The organism is Microbacterium sp. Soil_N32 (assembly GCF_057655505.1).
In genome coordinates this window covers 37,206-61,145 of sequence record NZ_JBDGME010000016.1, presented here as the reverse complement: position 1 = coordinate 61,145, position 23,940 = coordinate 37,206, and the positions used below count along the sequence as shown (strand labels likewise).

The window sequence follows — 23,940 nt, the reverse complement described above, 5'->3', positions numbered from 1 at the left end:
GGGTGCGGGTGGGGCTGGGTCCTGAGTCGTTGTCGACGGTGCGGCGAGACGGCCGAGGGCAGGATCAGACGATCGGGTCGCCCTGAACGGGTCCCTCGGTGTTCGGCTTCCACCCGAGGGCGGGGGCGACGTGCTCGGCGAACGCTTCGAGCACGTGCAGGTTGTACTCCGGTCCGAGCTGATTAGGCAGCTTTTTCGGAGGCGAGATCGAAGGCCTCGGTGAGCACCTGTGTCATGTGTTTGCCGCACCTTATACCCAGGGTGTCCTGCTGGAGGGTCTCGAGGCCAATGAGCGCCACCGTACCCTCGAGCGTGAAGCCCCCGAGCATCATCCGTGCTCGGTAGTCGAAGGCGGTCCCCAGAGGTGCGGAGTGGCTGCGCTTGTCTTCGACTGCTCCTAGGACGTGGAATGCCAGTTCCTGAGCCATCAGTTCATCGAAGCGGAACTCCCGAGCGATGTCCTTGCCGAGATGCCCCTGGGCTTCCCGCGAGGAGGAGTAAGGAGCGCTCTCATTGAGGAACTGACGAACCGGAGAGAGCTTGCTCTTGACATGGTGGGTCAGCGCCATGGCGTTATGTAGTTGGCGGCATCGGAGGCAGCTTGCCCTCCTTGGCGAGGTAGCCCAGCACTAGAACCCCTACGGTAGCCCCAGCCGCTATGCCCACGATCTTGCCGAAGGTCCGTTCGTTTGCGTCTCGCACGCTGCCCTCGCTGTCTCCGACCTTGCCCGCCATGCGCTCGCCAGCCCGAATGAATTCAAGCCGTTCCTTCGGCGACAATCCTTCGCGATCCAACTCAGACTCGATGAGCTTGATGACCCGATCGGCGGAGTCCTTCGTCCGTCCGGCGCTTCGATCTCCAGCTACGAAGAAGTCGCTCACTCCCTCTCGCAGAGCGCGCAACCCGTCGCCGATGTGCGAGAGCGCGTTGGGGTCCAGCCTGATCTTGCGCAGTAGTGGAGCCGGATCCTTGATCAGTTCTTCAGCGTTTTCAAGAATCTGCTCTTCCGACTCGATCTGCTCCTCCACCGGGTCGGGGCCGTTCGGCTCGTTCGTGTTCTCCAACAGGTCCGGAGTTCCTGGCTCGTCGTGATCGGTGGTCTCGTCGGTCATCTGATCCCCAATCGTGGCGCTTGCCCAAATGATAGCGGTCGGGTCAGGTCGTGCCGTCGGGGGGAGGTGTCTGCGTCGAAATGGTTGCTAAACAAGCGATTGGCAACTGCCCGTCTTCGAGGGCCGTAGCGATATGTCTAATCGTGGTTGCCCTGAGGCGCCGGAGGAGAAGAAAAATGAGTGGAATCTACAAGCTCGGATACATCCGAGTGTGCACACTCAAGCAGGAACTCGGTCTCGAGGCTCAGCGCCATCAGCTCACCCAGTATGGCGTCGAGCCAGCGAGCATCTTCGTGGACAAGGGGGTGAGCGGAACCAAGAATGCTCACTCGAAGAAGGTGGCTCAGCTGATGGCGGCGGTCAAGGCCCACGACGAAAGGGTTGAGGTCGTCGTGACGAAGCTGGACCGGTGGGGACGCGAACCAGAAGAGACAATCGCTCTACTGAAGGAACTGGAGCCGATCAATGGATGCCTGACATCGCTCGCCGATGGCGTGAGCATGGTGACGCCGAAGAACAGCGTGGGAATGCTCATCATCCGTGTCATGTTGGCCGTCGCGGCCCAAGAGCGGGATCGCCGCGCCGAGCGGCACCCGCGTAGGCGTGGCCGCAGTTCGGGCCCGCGGTATCCCTCTCGGACCCCCGCCCAAGCTAACGAGCAACGATGTTGCCTGGATTCGTGCGAAGCACGAGCAGGAGCGATGGGGAGCTCAGCGCGTCGAGAAGGCTCCCCCAGCCGAGCGGAATGTCGAGGTCAGTGAGTACACGGTCCAGAAGGTTCTCTGCCAGGTGAGCCGAGCCAAGCCCTACGTGCCGAAAGGACAACCACAAGTATGTGGCGCGAGCCGAAGCCGCCGCGAAGAAGCGAGAGAAGGCCGCTTCGACGGGATAGGTCAGCGGTTGCCCTTGCTCCCGTTATCGAAGGCGCAGAGCATTTGGCAGTTCTCGGGGATGGTCTTGCCACCCTTGCTCCACGGCACGATGTGGTCGCCGGCCATCGCCTCAAAGGTGAAGTGCTCGCCGCAGATCGGACAGATGCCCTTCTGACGCTCGTAGGCCTCGCGTTTGTCCTGCTCCGTGAAGGATCGGAGCTTCAGATGGCGTTCGTCGCCGTCGAGCACATAGGCGTAGATGCCAGACCTCTTCTGCATCTCGTTGTCGAGGATAAGATCACTGACTCGCACTTCCAGTTCGTCGGCATCAATGAGGTCATCCTTCGCTGGAGCGATCAGGCAAGTATCCGGACCCCGTATCCGGACGATCACCTCGCCAATCATGGTTCGTTAAACTCCAGTCCTGCGTGTCAGGGGCAGACGTCTCGCTAGGCTCCAGGCATGCAGACTCTTCAGATCGAACTTCGCAACTGCCACGGAGTCCGAGAGCTCGATGCTGAGCTTCCGTTCGACAGGAAGCGGGCGGTTGCCATCTATGCGCCCAACGGCACGATGAAGTCGAGCTTCGCCCGAACTTTTCTGGACTTCTCTCGGGACGAAGAATCGGCGGATCATGTCTTCACCGATCGCGAAACCGTTCGCAAGATCACGAACGAGAACGGCGACCAGCCGGATTCCTCGAGTGTCGCGGTGTTCCTCGCCTACGACGAGCACTACGCAGCCGACGAATACGCGTCCACACTGCTCGTCAATGCGCCACTTCGCGCGGAGTTCGAGTCCATCAACAAAGGGTTGATGAAGCTCGAGGCCGCATTGACGAAAGAGCTGAAGAAGACGGCCCGGACCAGGCAGGATGTGGCAACACTTGTCTCCCAGATCTTCACGAAGCAGGATGACAACTTTTTCGGAGCCCTGGCACGCGTCAGCTACGAGGTGGAGCAGCTGGAGGAGACTGCGCTCGCCGATCTCCCGTACGACACGATCTTCAACGCGAGCGTGGAGAAGGTCCTGGCGGACCCGGCACTTCGGGATTCGCTCAGCGACTATGTGACGCGGCTCAACGAGTTGCTGGATAGCTCCGTTTTCTTCAGCCGCTCATCCTTCACTTACTACAATGCTGAAACCGTGAGCAAGAGCCTCGTCAGCCAGGGCTTCTTCAAGGCCAAGCACGCGCTACTGTTGACCGGCGACGAGAGCCCGAGGGAAGTGGCCAGCGAGAAGGAACTGACAGCCCTGATTGCCGAAGAGAAGCAACGAATCTCAGACGACGACGAGCTAACCAAGCGACTGAGTGCGCTGGAGAAGGCGCTGAACGCGAACCAGGCCACGCGCGACTTCTTCAAGCTCGTTTCCGATCGTCCCGAACTGCTTGCCGAGTTCCAGAACATCGAACTCTTCAAGCAGAAACTTTGGGTGACCTATCTCAAGATGTCGGAGGAACTCGTCGCTGAGGCAGTCGCAAGCCACAAGTCATCCGAGGGACGGCGCAAGGCGATCCTCAAGCAGGCGGTGGCCGAGCGAACCAGGTGGGAGGAGGTGATCGATCTCTTCAACGCCCGGTTCTCCGTCCCCTTCACTCTCGTCCCAAGGAATCGGGAAAAGGTGATGCTCGCTCAAGAGCCATTTCTCGAACTTGACTTCGACTTCAAGGATGGCGGCGGTGCTTCGCGCGTCGACAGGGAGCACCTTCTCCGTGTACTGAGCACCGGCGAGAAGAAGGCTCTCTACATTTTGAACATTCTGTTTGAGGTGGAGGCTCGGCGCGGGACGGGTGAGCTGGCGCTCTTCGTCATCGATGACATTGCGGACTCCTTCGACTACAAGAACAAGTACGCCATCATCTACTACCTGCAAGAGATGGAGCAGGAGGAGAACTTCCGCCTTCTGATCCTGACGCACAACTTCGACTTCCTTCGCACGATCTATGGCCGCGGCGTCGTGGGCTGGGGCCATTGCTTCATGGCCGAGAAGAGCCCCGAACGGGTGAAGCTCAGCAGGATGGCTGGGGACACCATCAAGAACCCCTTCACGCTGGACTTCAAGAAGAAAATCTTCATCGACGGGATGAAGCGAATCGCCTGCATCCCCTTCGTGCGAAACCTGATCGAGTACAGCCGGGGAACCGACGACGTCGATTACCTGAAGCTCACCTCTCTTCTCCACCACAAGACCGACACCGCGTCCATCACCCAGGCCGAGCTCGACACCATCTTCAGGAATGCGCTGGCGGGCCTGCCCGACCAGTCATGGGCAGATCCGGATGAGCCGGTCATCGACATGATCTACCGGGAGGCAGATGCCTGCCTTGAAGCAGATGAGGGTGTGAACTTCGCCAACAAGATCGTCCTGTCGATGGCTGTGAGGCTTCGTTCGGAGTCGTACATGCTCGGTCGGATCAACGACCCGGTGACCACCGACGCAATCACCAAGAACCAGAACTGGGAACTCTTCAAGCTGTTCGATCAGCGCGGAGTTGGCAACGCCGCAGAGCTTGCACACCTGCGCTCAGTGTTGCTCATGACTCCCGAGAACCTTCACATCAACTCGTTTATGTACGAGCCGATCATCGACATGTCCGATGGTTCGCTCCGCGCCCTGTACACAACGATCTCCGGGCTCGACGAATCGAAGGCGTGAGCGAGCGCACTCGTCTACCAGCGCGCATAGGCGGAGTTCTCAGTGCGTCTCAGACGATCGGGTCGCCCTGAACGGGTCCCTCGGTGTTCGGCTTCCAGCCGAGTGCGGGGGCGACGTGCTCGGCGAACGCTTCGAGCACGTGCAGGTTGTACTCCGGTCCGAGCTGGTTCGGGATGGTCAGCAGCAGGGTGTCGGCGGCCATGACGGCCGAGTCCTGCTTCAGCTGGGAGATCAGGACGTCGGGTTCGGCGGCGTACGTCTTGCCGAACGTCGACCGGTAGCCGTCGATGATGCCGATCTGGTCGCCGTTCTCCTCGCTGCGCAGCCCGAAGTAGGCGCGGTCGCGGTCGTCGATCAGCGGGAAAACGCTGCGGCTCACCGAGACGCGCGGCGGACGCGTGTGTCCCGCCTCCTTGTACGCGGCGCGGTACAGCTCGATCTGCTCCCGCTGCAGCTCGTGGAAGGGCACGCCCGTGGCCTCGGTCAGCAGCGTCGAACTCATCATGTTGAGCCCCTGACGTCCCGTGTCCTCGGCCGTGGCGCGCGAGCCGGAGCCCCACCAGATGCGGTCGCGCAGCCCCGGCGACTGCGGTTCGACCTGCAGGTACCGTCCGGCACCGACCATGCGCGGGTCGCCGGGGGCCAGAGGTTCGCCGTCGATGGCCCGCAGGAAGATCTCGAACTTCTCCCGCGCGAGCACGCTGCCGCGCTCGGGGTCTTCGGTGTCGCGGAATCCGAAGGTCTCGTAGCCGCGCAGCGCCGTCTCGGGTGACCCCCGGCTCACGCCGAGCGCGATGCGGCCGTCGGAGATGAGGTCGAGGGCGGCGGCCTCCTCCGCGAACTGGAAGGGGTTCTCGTACCGCATGTCGATCACGCCGGTACCGACCTCGATGCGCTCGGTGCGCGCGGCCATCGCCGACAGCAGCGGCATGGGCGAGGCGGCCTGACGTGCCCAGTGGTGCACGCGCACGTAGGCGCCGTTGACGCCGAGCTCGTCTGCCCCCTCGGCGATCTCGATCGTCTGCTTCAGCATGTCGCCCGCGGTGCGCGTCGCCGATCCGGGAACGTCGGCGTAGTGGCCGAAAGAGAGGAATCCGAAAGCCTTCATGTTCTATTCGAACGCATGGATGCTGCGAACTATTCCGCGGCGGTGCGCCGCATCTCCACATGCCCCGCGGCATCGTCCGACGTCGTGTCGAACCCCAGCCGCGTGTACCAGTGGTGGGCCGGCGAGTCCGACCACACCGACAGCTCCACCGCGGCTCCGTCGGCATCCGCCGCGGCGAGAATCCGCTCCATGAGCATCCGCCCGTTGCCGCGACCGCGCGCCGCGTCGATCACAGCGATGTCGCACAGGCGCACCGCCTCGGCGCCGGCGTCGATCACGGCATAGCCCACGGGGGCCCCGCCGATCGAGAGCAGCTCCACGACGGCATCCCGATGCTGCGCCCGCAGCGTGCTCATCTTCGAGGCGAGCTGCATGGCGACGAGCGGCTCGATGACCCCGTCCCCCGCATCGGGCAGTCGGCTGCGCACCTCATCCGCCGCGATCTCGTGCACGCGCGGGTCGTCGAGGCTGACGCACTCGATCCGCGCCGCCCGCTCAGCCACGCGGCGGGAAGCCGCCCATGAGTGCGATCACGAAGTACATGCCGAGGTACGGCGGCATGTTGTCGTGGGGCGCAGAACCCCCCGCCGTGGCCAGCGCGTCGGCCGCCATCGCGACGTCGCCGTCGGCCCCGTAGGCGTCGCGCGCCGCTCGTCCGTACCGGGGCTGCGCCCAGGTGCGTCCTGTGGGGTCGCCGCTGGTGCCGGTCGCCGCGACAGCGTTCGGCCGGTGGGTGTGCACGGGGATCTCGGCCTGAGTCAGCGTGACCGCCGAGACGCCGCCGAAGTCGCCGACCGACCGCGGAGTGCGCCCGGGACCCGCGCCCTGACCGATCGCGAAGGCGCCGTTGAGGTTGGGCAGCGCGAAGGTCGTCTTGCCGTCCCCGCCGAATTGGATGCCGAGGATGCTGTACAGCGCCGTGTTCTGCGTGATGGGCAGCAGCTGTCCGCTGCACATCGCCCACCCGCGGGGTGCGTAGGAGAAGCCGATGGTGCGGATCTCTCCGAGGAAGGGGTCCATGTGCGCTCCGGTTCTGCCTCAGTCCCGCGCCGGGAAGATGCCCGTCAGGGCGATGATGTGGTTCACGGCCAGGTAGGGCGACATATTGTCGTGCGGCTGGCTGCCACCGGCAGCGCTGAGAGCCGCCGGTGACATGGTGCCCGTGGCCTGACCGCCGTATCCGGGCTGCGCGGTCGCGGCCCAGTAGGCGTCCTGCGGCGACGTCTGGGCGGCGGCGTCCGATGCCGCGACGACGGCGTGCGTGTGCGCGGGCAGTTGCGACGCCTGCAGAGTCACGCTCGCGGCCCCGGCCGCCATGCCCTGCACGATGCCGCCACCGCCGGGGTGGATCGCCGCCCGCCCCCGCAGGTCGGGGAGGGCGAAAGTGGTCTGTCCGTTTCCGCCGTAGACCGTGCCCAGCAGGGCGAAGAGCGCCTGGTGCTGGTTGATGGCGAGCATCTGTCCGTTGCAGAGCGCCCATCCGCGCGGGGCGAAGTCGAAGGCGACGCGGCGGATCTCTCCGAGGTAGGGTTCGGCCATTCGTCAGCCCTCTCTCGCGGGGAAGATGCCGTTCAGCGAGATGATGTACGACACGACCAGGTAGGGCGGCATGTTCTCGTGCGGCTGCGACCCGCCGGCCGGTTGTACGGCGCCCGCGGCCATCTGCGCGTTCGGCTGCACGTCGGAGGAGGCGTTCGCCGCCTGCGCCGCCCACCGCGTGCCCTCGGGCGACGACGACGTCGCCGCGCCCGCGGTGGTCGGGAGGTGCGTGTGCGCCGGCATCTGGCCGGGGGTGAGCGTCACCTGCTCCACTCCCCCGGAGGAACCCAGGTCGTAGCGCTCCCCGGTACGGGCGGTTCCCGCGTGCACCGCCGAGCGCCCGCGCAGGTCGGGCAGCCCGAAGTTGTTGATGCCGTCGCCGCCGTACGTGGTTCCGATCAGGGTGAACAGGGCCTCGTTCTCGGCGATGGGCAGGATGCTGCCGTCGCAGAACGCCCAGCCGACGGGGGCGAAGTTGCCGGCGAAGATTCGGATCTCGCCGATGAACGCGTCGCTCATGCGCCGATGCCCCGATCGATGACGGCCTCGAATCGCGCGGAGCGCGTGACGCGGCCGAGGTAGAGGCGTGCGACGACGGCGCCGTCCTGCTCGAGGCGGTAGATGTCGTCGCGGACGGCGTCGTCGGCGGTGAATTCGAGGCGGAAGCGGTGCGCGGGGTCGCCGTCCGCTCCGATGTCGCCGACGCCGACGAGCGTCATACGGTGCACCGATCGCGTCGAGACGGCGCGGTAGACCGTGCCCTCGCGTCCGACGAACAGTCCGCGTTGCGGGCGGTCCGGGTCGGCCTGCAGGGGGAGCGCCGCAGTGGCGCGAGCATCCGAGGTGGACGCTCCAGCGGGCCGGGGGGCGAGCGCGACGGCGGAGGCGGAAGCGGATGCGCCGCCCACGCCGGCGCCGACGCCGACGACGGCGCCGACTGCGAGCAGGCCTCGTCGCGTGAACAGAGCAGTCATTCCACTCCAGCGGTCAGTGCACGCGGGGATCTGCCCGAGCGGGCGCGGTGCGGAACTGACGCTATCAGCAGCGGCCTCCGGCCGATAGCATTCGGATATTCCAATCGGCACACGGCGCCTTCGCGCCCGAGCGAAGGACCTCGATGTCTGCTGACCGGGCGCTGCCTGCTCTTCCGCGCGGCCTCGCCGCGACCGCCGCGATCCTCGCCCTCGTCGGCTCCGGCCTCCTGGTCGCGCCGCCGGCCTCCGCCGCAACCTCGCTCACCGTCACCACGACGGCCGACGGCGACGCCAACGGCGCCTGCACGACGCCGAGCATCACGACGCCGGCGACCCCCGTCACGCTGCGCAACGCGCTCTGCGTGGCGAGCAACATTGGTGGCGTCTCGATCGTCACCGTGCCGGACGGCACCTACACCCTGACCGACGGTGCCCTGGTGCTGGGCACCCGCGCCGGCACCGACGTGACCCTCGAATCGATCGGCAACCGGACCGAGATCGTCGGTGACGGCAGCTCGCAGATCCTCACTCTCGACCCCGACATCGTCGGCGGTATCGCCGTCGAGATCAACGGCTTCACCTTCCGCGGCGGCCGAGACGACATCTTCGGCGGCGGCGCGATCATCGGCGGCAGCATCGATGCCCCGAGCGACACCCTGCTCGTGCGCGACTCGACGTTCATCGACAACGCCTCGTCCGGCGGCGCTGCCAACCCCGGCGGTGCGATCCAGTTCATCGGCGGCGACCTGACGATCCAGTCCTCCCGGTTCGAGCGCAACACCAGCGAATCGGCGAACGGCGGGGCGGTCTACTACGAGGCCGCGGCCCCCGGCGACTACCTCGACGTGAGCGGCAGCACGTTCACCCAGAACACCCTCACCGCGGCCGGCACCGTCTCGGCGGGCGGCGGCGCGATCGCGGTCGACGGCGGCGGCTCGGTCGCGATCTCGGGCAATGTGTTCGACCGCAACACCGCCTCCGGTCCCACCGCCCGCGGCGGCGCGATCCAGCAGCTCGGCGGTCCCGCGACGATCTCGAAGAACGTCTTCACCCAGAACACCGCGGTCGCCGGCGGCGCAGCGATCGATGCGACCGGCGGTGCGCTCACCGCCCGCGGCAACTCCTTCACGGGCAACACGGGTACGGCAGCCGTGACCGCCAGCGCCTCGGCGCCGGTCACCGCTCCGAACAACTGGTGGGGCTGCAACGGCGGCGCGAACGCCGCGGGGTGCGATACCACCGCCATCACGACGGGAACGACCGAGCCGCACCTCGTCCTCTCCGCGACCGCGGGAGCGTCGACCGTCGACTCCGGCGCCAGCACGGCGATCACCGCCTCGCTGCGCACCAACTCCGCGGGCGCGTCGGTCAGCGCCGTCGATCTCAGCGCGTTCGACGGCCGGTCCGTGACCTGGACCGATGTGCAGCCCGCGGGCGCCACGACCGCAGCCCCGAGCAGCCTCTTCAGCGGCGGCACGGCGACCACAACCTTCGTCGCCGGCCCCACGCCCGGACAGGGCGGGGTCACCGCGAACCTCGACGCCGCTTCCGCGCGTGCGGCGGTCGCGGTTCGTCAGCAGACCGCTTTCACCAGCGCGGATGCTGCCGCCGCGACGCTCGGTCAGGCGTTCTCGTTCTCGGTGACGGCATCCGGCTTCCCCGCCCCCACGGTGGCGCGCACGACGGGTGACCTGCCGCCCGGCGTCACGCTCTCAGGGTCGGGCGCGACGCTGCTGCTCGCGGGCACCCCCACCAGCGTCGGCACGTTCCCGGTGACCTTCTCGGCGAGCAACGGCGACACCTCCGCCACCCAGGTGCTCACGATCGCCGTCGGACAGGCGCCGTCGTTCACCGGCCCGCTGGCGGCGACGGTCGCCGCCGGCGCTCCGGTCGACGTCACCCTCTCGACCGTGGGCACCCCGCCCGCCGTCATCGCGGCCACCGACCTCCCCGCCGGCCTCGCCCTCGACGCCGCCACGGACGGCACCGCGAAACTGTCCGGCACGCCCACGGTCGCCCCGGGCGAGTACCGCATCCCCCTCACCGCGACCAACGATCGGGGGCAGACCTCCGCGGAGTTCGTGCTGACCCTCACCGCGCCTCCGTCGTTCACGAGCCCGGCGACGGGCACCGTCACGGTCGGTGTTCCCTTCGACATCCCGATCGTCGTGGACCCCGGGTACCCGGCCCTCGACACCGTGGAGATCATCGGCTGGCCGGACTGGGTCAGCCTGGTCGGCGCGCCGGGCGACCAGCGGCTCGTCGGCACCCCGCCCGCCCTGGCCGGAGGTAGCGCCGTCGTGTGGCTCCGCATCGTCGGCAGCACCGTCACGCAGACCATCGCGCTGACGGTGAACGAGGCACCGGTGATCGCCGACCAGCCGGCATCCGTCACGGTGAACGCCGGGCGCGACGCCGTCTTCTCGGCCTCCGCGGCCGGCTACCCGGCACCCTCCGTGCAGTGGCAGCGCAACGACGGCGACGGGTGGGTCGATATCCCCGGGGCCACGTCGACGACGTTCACCGTCACGACGACGATCGCCGACGACGGAGCCCGTCTGCGCGCCGTGTTCACCAACATCGTGGCGAGCGCGACGAGCGACGAGGCCCTGCTGACCGTTGGCGAGCGACCCGCCCTTGCCCCGATCGAGCCGGTGACCGTGCTCGCAGGCGGGAAGCTCATGATCGACGTGCGCAGCAGCGGGCTCCCCTCCGGGGCGCTCTCCGCCGCGCCGCTACCCGCCTGGTTGACGTTCACCGACGACGGCGACGGCACCGGAACCCTCACGGGTACCCCCGCGCTCGACGACGCCGGACGCATCGAGGTCGTCGTCACGGTCGACAACGGCTTCGGCACCGACTCGACGACCGCGACGATTCGTGTCGCCGACACCGTGCCGCCGCCCTTCGCCGCACCGGAGATCACCGACGGGGCGCTCACCGGCGTCCCGCCCGAGGTCACCCGAGGTCAGCAGCTCACGATCGGCGGCGACGGCTACCTGCCCGGTGCCACCGTGCAGCTCACCATGTACTCGTCGCCGGCGCCGCTCGGGGCGGTCGTCGCCGACGCCCAGGGTGAGTTCCGCATCGTCGTGACGGTGTCGGCCGACCAGGTCGAGGGAGCGCACACGATCGTCTCCTCCGGCATCGGCGCCGAGGGGACGGCGCGATTCCTCGCGGCCGACACCGAGCTGATCGTGCCCGCCGCTCCCGGGCAACCCGGCGGCACTCCGGGCACGCCGGGCTCCGGCGGAAGCGGCGGCACTGCGGGCGGCGATCCCGCGGGCGACGGCCTGGCGGCCACGGGCCCCGAGGCGTCGGCATCCGGTCTGCTCGCGCTTCTCGCCGCTCTCGCAGTGATCGGCGGCGCGGCGGTCTTCCGGTCCGCCCGGCGCCGCGCGGCCTGACCAGGCGCGACCGGCGCACCCGAGACACCGTATTCGCCGTGACACACCACACCTGCCGTGGTGTGTCACGGCAGGTGATGTGTCACGGCACGCCGCGCGGCAGCGCTAGTCCGCGGAGAGGAAACCGTCGACGAGAAGGGCGCGGATGCGCGGTTCGAGCTCGGCCCACAGGTCGGCGAGCGGCACATCGAAGAGGTCGGCGAGGGCGGCCGCGATCTGACCGACCGTCAGCTCTCCATCGCACGCCCCCACGAACGCGGCGAGCGCGGGGTCGACGTTGACCGTGCGGGCGAACCCGCCGCCCTGGCGCAGCTCGATCACGCTGGGGTCGTCGGCACCGGGCAGCAGATGACGCGCCTCGGTGATGTCGGCGGCGGTGACCAGGGTCGACGGGATGCCGTCGGCGAGCACGTCGTGTGCGGCGAGGCCGTGGGCCAGGGCCTGCCCGACGCCCGACACCTGCTGACCGACCCGCTCGGTACGGCGCAGCGCCTCGCCCTCTCCGCGGCGCATCAGCACGTAGCCGAAGCCGACGGCGTCGACCTCCCGCGCCGCGAAGTCGTCGAGCCACGCGGTGAGCAGCGGCGTGAACTCCGCGTCGCGCGGAGTCGTGCCGCCGTCGCGGATCCACAGCTCCGCATAGGCCAAGGGCGAGAGCTCTTCGCGCTCCACGACCCACAGGTCGAGGTCGCGCGGCACCCAGGCGTCGAGACGGGCGAGTCCCTTCACCCCGCCGCGCGACTCCCAGTTGCCCAAGAGCTGGGCGATGCCGCCGGTGGTCAGGTAATCGGGAACCGTCCGCACGAACTGCTCGACGAGTGCGTCGCCGACGAGCCCACCGTCGCGGTACTCGTAGGCGGGCACGCCCTCCGTGCGCGGGGTGATGACGAACGGCGGGTTCGAGACGACGAGGTCGAACGCCTCGCCCGCGACCGGGTCGAACATGCTGCCGAGCCGGAAGTCGATGTTCCCCACGCCGTTCAGCATGGCGTTGAGTTCGGCGTAGGCGAGGGCCCGGGCGGAGATGTCGGTGGCCACCACGGTTCCCGCACGGCGGGCGACGAGGAGGGCCTGGATGCCGCATCCCGTACCGAGGTCGAGCGCGCGCTCCACCTCGATCGGCACGATGATCTCGGCGAGGGTGCGCGAGGCTCCGCCGACTCCGAGCACGTGGTCGGGCGGAAGCGCCGTTCCGAGGGCGACCTCGTCGAGGTCGCTGGCGATCCACCACTCCCCCACGCCGTCGGCGTCGACGAACGACTGCGGCCGGATCAGCGCCGCCGGGGCGACGGTCTCGTCGTCGTCGGAGGCGAGGCCGAGCGCCACGAGTCCCTCGACGCCCAGGCGCGGCAGCGCGTCGGCGACCGCGGCGTGCGGCTGAGGCATCCCGAGCACGAACAGCCGTCCGAGGGTGGCCAATGCTCCGTCGTCGCCGCGGATCGCCCGCAGGATCGGCTCGCGCATCCCCCGCGCCAGCGCGTCGTCGGCCTCGTCACCCCACAACCGGCGGAGCGGCTCCGACCGCAGGTCGGCGGCGTCGAGATCGGCGGCGAGAGCGGCGCACCGCAGGGCATCGGGACGAGGCGAGAGCGGGGCGGACACGGGCGTCACTCTACGCGCCTTCAGGGTTCGGCTCGTCGCGCCTCCTAGAATCGCAGGGTCAGTACTCACGATCCCGCCCGATCCGGGCGTCCGAGGAAGACCTTCATGACCGCGACCACCCCCGCCGGACTCCGAGCGCGCGTTCGGCGACTCACGAGCGCGGTCGCGGTGGGGGCGCTGGCCCTGGGGATCGGCTCGATCGCGACGCCCGCCCTCGCAGCCGACGGCGACGGCGACGAGACGGATGCCGCGGGCGTGGAGCTCTCGCTTTCCCTCGGCGTGCACGGGCGCGTCGTGCCCGGTGCGGGCGCATCAGCGACGGTGACGGTCGCCAACGAGACGGATGCCGAGATCTCCGCCGGCGACGTGGTGATCGAACTGAACCGTACCCCGCTCGCCGACGACGCCTCGGTCACCGCGTGGCTGGACGACGCGCAGGCCTCCGGCACGTTCTCCGCGCTGGGTTCGGAGCGTTCCGCGGTGCTGGCCGCGGGAGACGAGGAGCGCGTGGCGCTCTCGGTCGATCCGGCGGCCCTCGCCGACCTCGCACCCGGCGTCTATCCGGTGCGCGCGTCGCTGGCGGGCGCCTCCGCCGCGACGGGCGACGAGGTCGACGAACGCGAGACGACCACCGAGAGCGTGCTGGTGATCACCCCCACGACGGCTCAGGTCGGCGTCATCGTTCCCGTCACCGCCACGCCGGCCGACGGCGTGCTGCTGTCGACCGACGAACTCAGCGACCTCACGGCGCCGGACGGGGCCCTCACCGCGGTGCTCGACGGCGTCACCGGAACCGCCGCGGTGCTCGCCGTCGACCCGGCCATCCCCGCCGCGATCCGTTCGCGCGGCACCGCTGCTCCCGACAGCGCGATCGAGTGGCTCACCCGCCTCGACGAGCTGCCCAACGAGCGCTTCGCCCTGCAGTTCGGCGACGCCGACGCGACGGTGCAGTCGCAGGCCCAGCTGCCGGCACTGCTGCAGCCCGCGACGCTGTCGCCCTTCCTCGCCCCGCAGGACTTCCCGAGCGTCCGGGCGACCGAGACGCCCGACCCCGCTGTCACCGCGACGCCTGCACCGGTCGATCAGGCGGATGCCGACCTCCCCGACGATGCCGAGCTGACCGCGCTCGACGGCTCTCTCGACGGCATCCTGTGGCCGCGCGCGGGCGTGCGTGCCGAAGATCTGGCGACTTTCGAGACCTACCTCGGCGCCGGGACCACGACGATCGTGTCGTCCGCGACGACCGGCGGCACGTCCGCCGCGCACGGGCAGGTCGCGGAGCACGAGCTGCTCGTCATCGACGACACGGTGTCGGCCGCGATCTCCGACGCCGCAGACGAGTCCGACGACGATGCGCGGCAGCAGCTGCTCGCGGCGGCGAGCGCACGCATGTACCTGGCGGCCGCCGCTGCGCCCGATGCCCCGCTGCTCGTCGGACTCGAGCGCGACGAGAGCCGCGACGCCGACGCCCTGCGCGAAGCCATCGCGGCCGTCGATACTGTCGGCCTCGACCTCACCGCCATCCGTGCCACGCCGGCCTCGGCGGTGACGCTGGCCGCGGCCGAGGTCGACACCGCGCGCGTCGACGCCCTGGGTCAGCTCCTCGCCGACGAGGGCTCCATCGCCCAGTTCGCCACGGTGCTCGACGACCCGCAGGTGCTCATCCAGCGCGAACGCATCCGCCTCCTCCGCACGATCGCCGTGGGTGTGCCCGCCGAGGAGTTCGAGCGCACGGTCGACGCGCGACGCGAAGGCACCCGTTCGACGCTGGGCGCCGTCAGCGTTCCCCCGTCGAGCACCATCCAGCTGCTCAGCGCGGCGGCCGATCTGCCTTTCAGCGTGCGCAACGACCTCCCGTGGCCGGTGACGGTGCGCCTCGCCGTCGCGTCGACCGACCCGCGGCTCGACGTCGCGACCGACATCGACGTCGTGGTGCCGGCGAACACGAGCGCCCGCGTCAAGGTGCCCGTGACGGCCCGGGTGGGCAGCGGCGAGGTCGCGTTGCGCCTCAGCGTGTACAGCCCCGCCGGCGTGCTCGTCGACGGGCCCCAGATCGCCCGCGTCGCCGTGCGCGCGGAGTGGGAGACCATCGGCCTGATCCTGTTCGGATCGCTCGCCGTGCTGCTCATCGCGGGCGGTGTCGTTCGCACTGTGGTGCGAAAGCGCCGCGAGCACGCCGAGGCGGATGCCGACCCAGACGTAGAGGCGGATGCCGACGCCGAATCAGGAGTCCGGAATGACTAGCCTCGGGCGCGCGAGCGCGATCATCGGCGCGGGCACGCTCGTCTCGCGCATCACGGGACTCCTGCGCAGCATCGTGCTCGTCGGGGTGCTCGGATCCGTCGGGAGTGCGGCCGCCGACGCCTTCACAGCGGCGAATCAGCTGCCGAACAGCGTCTTCTCGCTCATCTCGGTCGGCATCCTCACCGCCGTGATCGTGCCGCAGATCGTGAAGGCCACCGCGGACGCCGACGGCGGCAACGCCTTCATCTCGAAGCTGTTCACCCTGGGCACCGTGGTGCTCGTGGTCGTGACCGCCATCGCGACCGCTGCTGCCCCCTGGCTCGTGCATCTCGTCGCCGGGAAGGCGAACGACGAGATGCAGGCCCTCGCCACGGCGCTCGCATACTGGTGCCTGCCGCAGATCCTGCTCTACGGCCTGTACGCGATGCTCGGCGAAGCCCTCAACGCGCGGAGGATCTTCGGCCCGTTCACCTGGGCGCCGGTCGTCAACAACATCGTCTCGATCGTCGGATTCCTCGCCCTCGGCGCTCTCTTCGGCCCGGTGTCGACGAAGGCCGCCGACTGGACTCCCGAGATGATCACCGTTCTCGGGGGCACCGCCACGCTCGGCATCGCCCTGCAGGCGCTCGTGCTGCTGGTGTTCTGGCGTCGCACCGGGCTCGCACTGAAGCCCGACTTCCGCTGGCGGGGAGTGGGCCTCGGCAACGTCGGGCGCCTCGCCGGCTGGACGTTCCTCATGGCGTTCGCCAGCCTCGCCGCGGGCATGTACCAGGGGTACCTCGTCAGCGAGGCGTCGGGCCTCGGGGCGTCGGTGACCGTGACCGCGAACGCCTGGCTGATCTTCATGCTGCCGTACTCGGTGATCGTGCTCTCGATCGGCACCCCCTACTTCACGCAGATCAGCGCGCACGCCGCGGCCGGGCGCGACGACGAGGTCCGGAGCGACATCGCGCAGAGCATCCGCACCCTGCTGTTCTTCATCGTCGCGGCCACCGCGGCCGTCGCCGCCGCCGCGATCCCCGCCTCCCGCGTGTTCACCGACAACGCCGACGACGCGCAGGCGGCAGCGCTCGTGCTCATCGCCTACCTGTTCGGGCTCATCCCGCTCACGATCCTGTTCATCGTGCAGCGCACGTTCTACGCCTACGACGACACCCGCACCCCGTTCTGGTTCACGATCTTCCAGTGCGTGCTCATCGTCGGCACAGCGCTCGGTGCCCTCGGTCTGCGCGAGGCCGGCCTCATCCCCCTCACCTCGCTCGCGGCCGCCGTCGCCCTCGGCCAGTCGATCGCCAGCATCGTGCAGACGATCGTCGCCACCTGGCTGCTGCACCGCAAGATCGGCGGCCTGAAGATCCGGTCCTGGATGGCCGCGATCGGCCGCTTCGCCCTCGCCGGCATCCCGGCCGGATTCGCCGGATGGGGCGCATTCGCGCTGATGGGGGGCGTCGACGGGTGGACGATGGCCGACAAGATCCAGGGCGCCCTCGGCACCGCGGTCGTCGGGCTCGTGGTCGTGGCCGTCTACCTCGGCATCCTGGCCCTGCTGCGCGCCCCCGAGCTGAAGGCCGCCGGCGGTCTCGTTCGGCGCTTCCTCCCCGGGCGCTGACCCGGCGGCGATGAGCCGCGCGCCCCCGCTCGCGGGAATGCGCCGCAGCTACCATGGGTTGAAGCAGTCGAACATCATTCGATGGCATTGCAGTCCTTTGGAGAGCACCATGCGTCAGGTCATCATCATCGGCTCCGGCCCCGCCGGTTTCACCGCCGCCATCTACGCGGCGCGGGCGAGCCTTCAGCCGCTGCTCATCGCGAGCTCCGTCGAGGTCGGCGGCGAGCTGATGAACACCACCGAGGTCGAGAACTACCCGGGCTTCCCCGAGGGCATCCAGGGTCCCGAGCTCATGGCGAAGCTGCAGGAGCAGGCCGAGAAGTTCGGTACCGAGGTCGTCTACGACGACGTCACCGACCTCGACCTCGCGGGCACCGTCAAGAAGGTCACCCTCGGTAGCGGAGCGGTGCACGAGACCCAGACCCTCATCTACGCGACCGGCTCGGCCTACCGCAAGCTCGGCGTCGAGGGCGAGGAGCGCCTCTCCGGATACGGCGTCTCGTGGTGCGCCACCTGCGACGGGTTCTTCTTCCGCGAGAAGACGATCGCGGTCGTCGGCGGCGGCGACTCGGCCATGGAGGAGGCCACCTTCCTCACGCGCTTCGCCGACAAGGTGTACGTGATCCACCGCAAGGACACCCTCCGCGCGTCGAAGATCATGCAGGAGCGCGCGTTCGCGAACGAGAAGATCGAGTTCGTGTGGAACAGCGAGGTCGCCGAGATCATCGGAGAGACCGCCGTCACCGGCGTGAAGCTGCGCTCCACCGAAGACGGCTCGCTGCGGGATCTGCCGCTCGACGGCCTCTTCGTCGCGATCGGCAACGACCCGCGCACCCACCTCGTGCACGAGAAACTCGACCTCACCGCCGAGGGCACCATCTGGGTCGACGGCCGCTCGTCGAAGACCTCGGTGCCCGGTGTGTTCGCGGCCGGTGATGTGATCGACCCCACGTACCGTCAGGCGATCACCGCCGCGGGTTCGGGCACGGTCGCCGCGCTCGACGCGGAGCACTTCCTCGCCGACCTCGAAGACGCCTCGGTCGAGGTGCCGGCGGCCGAAGCCGCCGAGGTCCTCACGGCCTGACCCGGCCCGGGAACACTTTCCCGCGGTCTGCTGTTGTAAACGACGTACCTCGAACAAGGAGAAACTCTGATGAGTGCAAAGGCTACGAGCCAGGCGACCTGGGAGCAGGACGTTCTGCAGGCCGACGGTCCCGTTCTCGTGGACTTCTGGGCCGAGTGGTGCGGACCGTGTCGTATGGTCGCGCCCGTGCTGGACGAGATCCAGTCGGCGAACCCCGACAAGATCACCATCCTCAAGCTCAACGTGGACGAGAACCCCGAGCTGGCGATGAAGTACCAGATCACCTCGATCCCCGCGATGAAGGTGTTCCAGGGCGGTGAGGTCAAGACGACCATCATCGGCGCGAAGCCGAAGCCCGCCCTCGAGAAGGATCTCGCCGCGTTCCTCGGCTGAGTCCCCCGCAGGCTGTCAGGGCCGTCGCCTCTTCGGAGGCGGCGGCCCTTTCCGCATCCGCCCCTCGAGGAGCGAGCATCCGCCAGATGGTGACGGACGTGTCAGGCGACCGTCGGGTCCCAACGACGGTACCGCTGCTTCTCGTCGAGCAGTCCCCACACCGCCGGGGTCAGCTCGGGGTACTCGAGGGCGATCTGGCGCAGCACCCGGTAGTGCCGCGCCTCGCTCGGACGCACGCCGTCGTTCGCGGCGATGTTGTCGGCGCGCAGCAGGTAGACGACGAGTTCGTCGATGCTCGGCAGCTCCTCCATGAACTCCCAGGGGTCCTCGCCCCCGAGCAGGCGCTCCTGCACGATGACCGCGAGCTCGTCCGACGCTTCGGCGCGCAGCACTTCGAGGCTGGCGCGGCGCGGAACGGACTCGGTCATTCCTCCAGCCTACGCGCGTGCGCGCCGGGGTCGGCGCTCCACCTTCACGTCTTCGCTCATCTCCTCGAGCTCCTTGCCCTTGGTCTCGGCGACCTTGAACCACACGAAGAAGAACGACAGCAGCGCGAAGAACGCGTAGAACCCGTAGGCGAACGGCAGACCGATGTTCGAGAACCACGGGAAGGTCGTCGAGATGAAGAAGTTCGCCGCCCACTGCGCGGCTGCGGCCACCGCGAGGGCGCCCGCGCGGATGGAGTTGGGGAACATCTCGCCCAGCAACACCCACACCAGCGGACCCCACGTGGCACCGAAGAACACGACGAACGCGTTGGCGCAGATCAGGGCGACGGTCGACCACGGCTCGGGGAGCGTGACGGCTCCGGCCCCGTCGAGCGTGCCGAACGAGAAGGCCACCGCCATGGTGCCTAGCGAGAGCGTCATGCCGACCGAGCCGACGAGCAGCATGATGCGCCGTCCCACCTTGTCGACGAGCAGGATGGCGACGATGGTGACGACGATGTTCGTGACCGAGGTGATGACGGTGATGAGCAGCGCCTCGGACTCACCGAAGCCCACCGACTGCCACAGCGTCGTCGAGTAGTAGAAGATCACGTTGATGCCGACGAACTGCTGGAACACCGACAGCAGGATGCCCACCCAGACGATCGGCTTGAGACCGAGACGGTTTCCGCGCAGGTCGCGCAACGACTCCTTCTTCTCGGTGTCGATCGTGCCGGTGATCTCGTCGATCTTGGCATTCACGTCGACGGTGCCGGTGACGGTGGTGAGCACCTCGGATGCCCGGTCGATCTCACCCTTGCGCACCAGATACCGCGGCGATTCAGGAAGCTTCAGGGCGATGATGCCGTAGACGATCGCGGGGATCGCCTCGGCGATGAACATCCACCGCCATGCGTAGAGTCCCCACAGCGACTCGGCCGCTCCCCCGGCGACCTGCGCCAGCATGGCATCGGAGAGCAGGGCCACGAAGATACCCATCACGATCGCGAGCTGCTGCAGCGATCCCAGGCGGCCGCGCATCGTGGCGGGTGAGACCTCGGCGATGTAGGCGGGGGCGATGACGGACGCGGCCCCCACCCCCAGCCCGCCCACGACGCGCCAGATGATGAGGTCGACGACGCCGAACGCGAGCCCTGACCCGACCGACGAGAGCAAGAACAGCACGGCAGCCGCGACCATGATCGGGATGCGCCCGTACTTGTTCGCGAGCGGGCCCGCGAACCACGCGCCGATCGCACATCCGATCAGGGCAGACGAGACGGCGAAGCCCTTGAGGCCCGCCCCGAGGTCGAAGCCCGACTGGGTGCCGGCGAGAGCATCGACCGCGCCGTTGATGACGGCGGTGTCGAAGCCGAAGAGGAACCCGCCGAGGGCCGCCGCGATGGCGATTCCGATCACCTTGCCCTTGATCCCGGATGCGGATGCTGTCGCAGACATGTGTGCCCTCCCGTGGGTTCGTACCCAGCGAGTCTAGGACGGGCGACGATTTCGCGCCGGTGCTTGACTTTCGCGCACAGCGGGACGGGAACGCCCGGACGTCCCGTTGTGGGACGCCCGGGCGCGGTGGCTCCAGGGAGGGGGCCTCTGTTAGCGGCCGTAGCTCTCTTCGCCGAGTTCTTCGAGGATACGGTTGAGGTCCTGGATCGATGCGAAATCAATTGTGACCTGGCCTTTTCGTGCGCCCAGCGAGATCTTGACGCGCGTGTTGAGGCGGTCGCCGAGCTTGCCGGCGACCTCGTCGAGGTAGGCGCGACGGGCACCGGGAGTGGCCTTCGCCGAGCTCGATCCGCCGCTCCACTGGTTCTTCGCCGCCTCTTCGGTTGCGCGCACCGAGAGGTCTTCATTCACGACCTTGTCGGCGAGGCGCTGCATGGCCTCGGGGCTCTCGAGGCTGAGGATGGCGCGGGCGTGGCCGGCGGTCAGCACGCCCGCGGCCACCCGCTGCTGCACGGGCACGGGCAGCTTGAGCAGTCGGATCGTGTTGCTGATCTGCGGACGGGAGCGGCCGATGCGGGTGGCCAACTCCTCCTGGGTGATGCCGAAGTCGTCGAGCAGCTGCTGGTACGCGGATGCCTCTTCGAGCGGGTTCAGCTCGGAGCGGTGGAGGTTCTCGAGCAGCGCGTCGCGCAGCAGGTCTTCGTCGGCGGTCTCGCGGACGATGGCGGGGATCGACGTGAGGCCGGCTTCGCGGGCGGCGCGTGTGCGTCGCTCACCCATGATGAGCTCGTAGTCACCGTCGGAGTTGGTGCGCACGACGACGGGCTGCAGCACACCGAACTCACCCACGCTGTGCACCAGCTCGGCCAGGGCCTCGGGGTCGAAGTGCGTGCGCGGCTGACGCGGGTTGGCGACGATCTTCTGCGGGTCGACCTGCACGAGACGGATGCCGGGGACCGCGGTGAGTTCGGCATCTTCCGGCGCATCCGCGGTCGGCGTCTCGGTCGTCGTCGTGACCTCCGACGGGCGGATGCTTCCACCCGGGAAGAACACGTCGACCGGACGCTCGGTCTGGTCTGCCGTCGGGATGAGTGCCCCGATCCCCCGGCCCAAGCCAGTGCGCTTCGCCATCATTTCTCCTTGCTCTGCGCCGTGCGAGACGCGATCTCTACTGCTGCCTCGCGGTACGCGATCGCGCCGGCCGATTGGCCGTCGTACGAGATCACCGTCTGGCCGAAACTGGGGGCTTCCGACACGCGCACCGAGCGCGGGATCATGGTCGTCAGAACCTGGTCGGGGAAGTGCCCGCGCACCTCCTCCGCCACCTGCTGTGCGAGGCGCGTGCGTCCGTCGTACATGGTGAGCAGGATGGTCGAGAGGTGAAGCGCCGGGTTCAGGTGCTTCTGGATCATCTGGATGCTGCCGAGCAGCTGGCTCAGCCCTTCCAGCGCGTAGTACTCGCACTGGATGGGGATGAAGACCTCGGACGCTGCGGTAAACGCGTTGATCGTCAACAGGCCGAGCGACGGCGGGCAGTCGATGATGACGAAATCGACGGGGTTCGAGGCGAGATACTCGTCGAGGGCGGTCCGCAGCCGATGTTCACGGGCGACCTGGGCGACGAGCTCGATCTCTGCTCCTGCGAGGTGGATCGTGCTGGGTGCACAGAACAGGTTGTCGCTCTCGGGGCTCTTCTGCACGATTTCGGCGAGAGACGTGCCGTTGATGAGCACGTCGTAGATGCTCGCCGTGTCTCCGTTGTGCGGTACTCCGAGGGCGGTGGACGCATTGCCCTGGGGGTCGAGATCGATGACCAGCACTTTCGCGCCGAGACCAGCGAGGGCCGAGGCGATGTTCACCGCCGTCGTCGTCTTGCCGACGCCGCCCTTTTGGTTGGAGACCGTCATCACGCGGGTTTCCCCCGAGAATGTCACACTCACCGACTCCAGTGCACGTCGACGAGCAGAGAGGTCGGCCAGCTCCCGCGCGAGCGGTGTGTCCATACCGAACGTTGAGTTCGAGGATGCCTTTTCGGACTGTTTCACGTGAAACATCCACTCCTTTCGGGGCCGCTCTCCACTCTAATCGCTCGGGCCGACATCGCTTCTGCCGACGGGCGGGAACGGGGGTGATCGCGGCGGCGCATGCACCCCAGTGGCGCCGTCTCAACGATGCTGTCGCCGATGTTTCACGTGAAACGGCAACTCAACTGCCTTTTCAGGCCCTGTGCATACGGCTTCGGAGCGTGGAACGCCTCCGCAGGCGTAGAACACTCCCCTCTCCTCCCACGATGAGGCACTCCAAATCCACTCCTCACCATTAACCTCGCTGAAAGTAGGTATCTCGCCCCGGCTCGCGGCACGGGCATACCGACCCGGGACCCTCCCCCACCATCGGACACGACACCGCCGTGCGGTCGCGGGCCGGGGTGGTGGTTTCACGTGAAACGGCACTGGACTAGCTGCGCCGCCGCGCATCGGGTACCGGTGCTCTTTTCCGCACACGTTGCTCCGAGGCGGACCCTCCACAGCACGTCGCCGACTCACGACGGGACGTTCTGTGGGGCAAGCCTTGCCACAACCCTCCTTTCCCCAGGAACTCCACTCGTGTATTGATACCGGGGGTCACCTCACAGTCGGGCGAATCAGCCGCCAGAGATCGGGTTCGCGCGCAGAGTAGTCGCACCGTCACCGCTGGTGGTCGGCCCCACCTCTTACGCATTACGAGGAGGACGCCGCGCACTCGTTGCAGGAGTAGCGGCGGAGGAGGGGTGCATTGGCGGGCCGCGATGCCCTTCCAGACTACGGTCGCGCGCTCACTAACCGAATGGTGGCCGTCGTGTTTCACGTGAAACGACACCGCGCCTGTGATCTGATGCCCCGCTCTGCGGGAAAACGCGCGAGCCGAGATCAGGAGGCTCGCCTGCAGACCTCGACTCACACGACAGGGGAAGAACTGGTATTCGATGACACTCGTGCCTCCCTTCCTGGGGGCCGGGCTCCTTCCCGCATCACTGTGCGGAATGTCGTTCCGCGAATGTCACTCGGAGAACTCGATCGGCGGCCCAACCTCGAAAGACACCGGGACAGACGCCCGCCACACCACCTGGCATCCAGCACCTACCCTCGCACCCAGATACCCGCGCATCCAACACCGGCTCACGCATCCAACACCAACCCACGCATCCAACACCAACCCACGCATCCAGCACCTACCTACGCATCCACCGCCCACCCACGCATACAACGGCGGCCCACGGATTCAACACCAACGCACGCATCCAACAACGGCGCATGCATCCAACAACTGCGCACGCATCCAACACCGACCCACGCCTCCATCACCCACCCGCGCACCCGACACCGGAGCCCTGCGCACGCATCCAACACGAACACCGCCGCCGACACTGACCTCGACTCGGCTTCGCCTCCGACATCAACGGCGCCGACTC

General features: G+C 68.1%; 21 protein-coding genes and 1 pseudogene. 7 read left to right on the top strand and 15 right to left on the bottom strand.

The features are described 5' to 3' along the window. Positions 1–64 precede the first annotated feature (64 nt). The 3 genes and pseudogenes from AC3A3J_RS04415 to AC3A3J_RS04405 all read right to left on the bottom strand — a co-directional run. Positions 65–190, bottom strand: a pseudogene (locus AC3A3J_RS04415) (LLM class flavin-dependent oxidoreductase); the annotation flags it as partial. Next, on the bottom strand, positions 183–569 hold the full coding sequence (locus tag AC3A3J_RS04410; RefSeq protein WP_487671118.1) for a hypothetical protein: 387 nt from the start codon (positions 567–569) through the stop codon (positions 183–185). The gene AC3A3J_RS04410 and the pseudogene AC3A3J_RS04415, both read right to left, overlap by 8 nt. 4 nt (positions 570–573) lie before the next feature. Continuing rightward, positions 574–1,113: a hypothetical protein gene (locus AC3A3J_RS04405; protein ID WP_487671117.1), complete on the bottom strand. Its 540-nt coding sequence runs from the start codon at positions 1,111–1,113 to the stop codon at positions 574–576. Between the two features lie 176 nt (positions 1,114–1,289). On the opposite strand from AC3A3J_RS04405, the gene AC3A3J_RS04400 reads away from it, so the two are divergent. Then, a complete protein-coding gene (locus AC3A3J_RS04400) occupies positions 1,290–1,874 on the top strand; it encodes a recombinase family protein (RefSeq protein WP_487671116.1) in 585 nt (194 codons plus the stop codon). Positions 1,875–2,006: 132 nt separating this feature from the next. Here the strand turns inward: AC3A3J_RS04400 and AC3A3J_RS04395 are convergent, their stop codons facing one another. Next, positions 2,007–2,390 (bottom strand): HNH endonuclease, encoded by a 384-nt coding sequence (locus tag AC3A3J_RS04395; protein WP_487671115.1) that lies wholly within the window; start codon positions 2,388–2,390, stop codon positions 2,007–2,009. Between the two features lie 57 nt (positions 2,391–2,447). Here AC3A3J_RS04395 and AC3A3J_RS04390 point away from each other — a divergent pair, with 57 nt between their 5' ends. After that, positions 2,448–4,643 carry a hypothetical protein gene (locus AC3A3J_RS04390; RefSeq protein WP_487671114.1) on the top strand — a complete coding sequence of 732 codons (2,196 nt, stop codon included), beginning with the start codon at positions 2,448–2,450 and terminating at the stop codon, positions 4,641–4,643. 49 nt (positions 4,644–4,692) lie between these two features. Here AC3A3J_RS04390 and AC3A3J_RS04385 read toward each other — a convergent pair whose 3' ends face one another. The 6 genes from AC3A3J_RS04385 to AC3A3J_RS04360 are packed head-to-tail and all read right to left on the bottom strand — an operon-like array spanning position 4,693 to position 8,264. After that, complete coding sequence (locus tag AC3A3J_RS04385; RefSeq protein ID WP_487671113.1) at positions 4,693–5,751, bottom strand: LLM class flavin-dependent oxidoreductase; 1,059 nt, start codon at positions 5,749–5,751, stop codon at positions 4,693–4,695. A 29-nt stretch (positions 5,752–5,780) separates the two neighbouring features. Beyond that, on the bottom strand, positions 5,781–6,254 hold the full coding sequence (locus tag AC3A3J_RS04380) for a GNAT family N-acetyltransferase (RefSeq protein ID WP_487671112.1): 474 nt from the start codon (positions 6,252–6,254) through the stop codon (positions 5,781–5,783). After that, the gene (locus tag AC3A3J_RS04375; protein ID WP_487671111.1) at positions 6,247–6,771 is read right to left on the bottom strand and encodes a phage tail protein; all 525 of its coding nucleotides are present in this window, start codon (positions 6,769–6,771) and stop codon (positions 6,247–6,249) included. Before AC3A3J_RS04375 ends, AC3A3J_RS04380 begins: the two co-directional genes overlap by 8 nt. 18 nt (positions 6,772–6,789) lie before the next feature. Then, complete coding sequence (locus AC3A3J_RS04370; RefSeq protein WP_487671110.1) at positions 6,790–7,290, bottom strand: phage tail protein; 501 nt, start codon at positions 7,288–7,290, stop codon at positions 6,790–6,792. A 3-nt stretch (positions 7,291–7,293) separates the two neighbouring features. Further along, positions 7,294–7,809 (bottom strand): phage tail protein, encoded by a 516-nt coding sequence (locus AC3A3J_RS04365; RefSeq protein WP_487671109.1) that lies wholly within the window; start codon positions 7,807–7,809, stop codon positions 7,294–7,296. Then, entirely contained in the window at positions 7,806–8,264 is a 459-nt protein-coding gene (locus tag AC3A3J_RS04360; protein ID WP_487671108.1) for a hypothetical protein, read from the bottom strand. The genes AC3A3J_RS04365 and AC3A3J_RS04360 overlap by 4 nt, the downstream gene beginning before the upstream one ends. A gap of 143 nt (positions 8,265–8,407) precedes the next feature. On the opposite strand from AC3A3J_RS04360, the gene AC3A3J_RS04355 reads away from it, so the two are divergent. Next, on the top strand, positions 8,408–11,671 hold the full coding sequence (locus AC3A3J_RS04355) for a beta strand repeat-containing protein (protein WP_487671107.1): 3,264 nt from the start codon (positions 8,408–8,410) through the stop codon (positions 11,669–11,671). A 105-nt stretch (positions 11,672–11,776) separates the two neighbouring features. Here AC3A3J_RS04355 and AC3A3J_RS04350 read toward each other — a convergent pair whose 3' ends face one another. Further along, positions 11,777–13,273 carry a DUF7059 domain-containing protein gene (locus tag AC3A3J_RS04350; RefSeq protein WP_487671106.1) on the bottom strand — a complete coding sequence of 499 codons (1,497 nt, stop codon included), beginning with the start codon at positions 13,271–13,273 and terminating at the stop codon, positions 11,777–11,779. 105 nt (positions 13,274–13,378) lie between these two features. Between AC3A3J_RS04350 and AC3A3J_RS04345 the strand changes: the two genes are divergently transcribed. The 4 genes from AC3A3J_RS04345 (at position 13,379) to trxA (ending at position 18,603) form a co-directional block, all read left to right on the top strand. After that, entirely contained in the window at positions 13,379–15,517 is a 2,139-nt protein-coding gene (locus tag AC3A3J_RS04345; protein ID WP_487671105.1) for a DUF6049 family protein, read from the top strand. Further along, a complete protein-coding gene (gene murJ / locus AC3A3J_RS04340) occupies positions 15,510–17,126 on the top strand; it encodes a murein biosynthesis integral membrane protein MurJ (RefSeq protein ID WP_487671104.1) in 1,617 nt (538 codons plus the stop codon). The genes AC3A3J_RS04345 and murJ overlap by 8 nt, the downstream gene beginning before the upstream one ends. 109 nt (positions 17,127–17,235) lie before the next feature. Further along, entirely contained in the window at positions 17,236–18,210 is a 975-nt protein-coding gene (gene trxB, locus AC3A3J_RS04335; protein WP_487671103.1) for a thioredoxin-disulfide reductase, read from the top strand. Between the two features lie 69 nt (positions 18,211–18,279). Next, on the top strand, positions 18,280–18,603 hold the full coding sequence (gene trxA / locus AC3A3J_RS04330; protein ID WP_314648273.1) for a thioredoxin: 324 nt from the start codon (positions 18,280–18,282) through the stop codon (positions 18,601–18,603). A 101-nt stretch (positions 18,604–18,704) separates the two neighbouring features. On the opposite strand, the gene AC3A3J_RS04325 is transcribed toward trxA, so the two are convergent. From AC3A3J_RS04325 to AC3A3J_RS04310, 4 genes are all read right to left on the bottom strand, one after another. Next, entirely contained in the window at positions 18,705–19,031 is a 327-nt protein-coding gene (locus tag AC3A3J_RS04325; RefSeq protein ID WP_314648278.1) for a tryptophan synthase subunit alpha, read from the bottom strand. 9 nt (positions 19,032–19,040) lie between these two features. Then, a complete protein-coding gene (locus AC3A3J_RS04320; RefSeq protein WP_487671102.1) occupies positions 19,041–20,489 on the bottom strand; it encodes a sugar porter family MFS transporter in 1,449 nt (482 codons plus the stop codon). 150 nt (positions 20,490–20,639) lie between these two features. Continuing rightward, a complete protein-coding gene (locus tag AC3A3J_RS04315; protein ID WP_487671101.1) occupies positions 20,640–21,620 on the bottom strand; it encodes a ParB/RepB/Spo0J family partition protein in 981 nt (326 codons plus the stop codon). Then, entirely contained in the window at positions 21,620–22,543 is a 924-nt protein-coding gene (locus AC3A3J_RS04310; protein ID WP_487671100.1) for a ParA family protein, read from the bottom strand. Before AC3A3J_RS04310 ends, AC3A3J_RS04315 begins: the two co-directional genes overlap by 1 nt. Between the last annotated feature and the right edge of the window lie 1,397 nt (positions 22,544–23,940).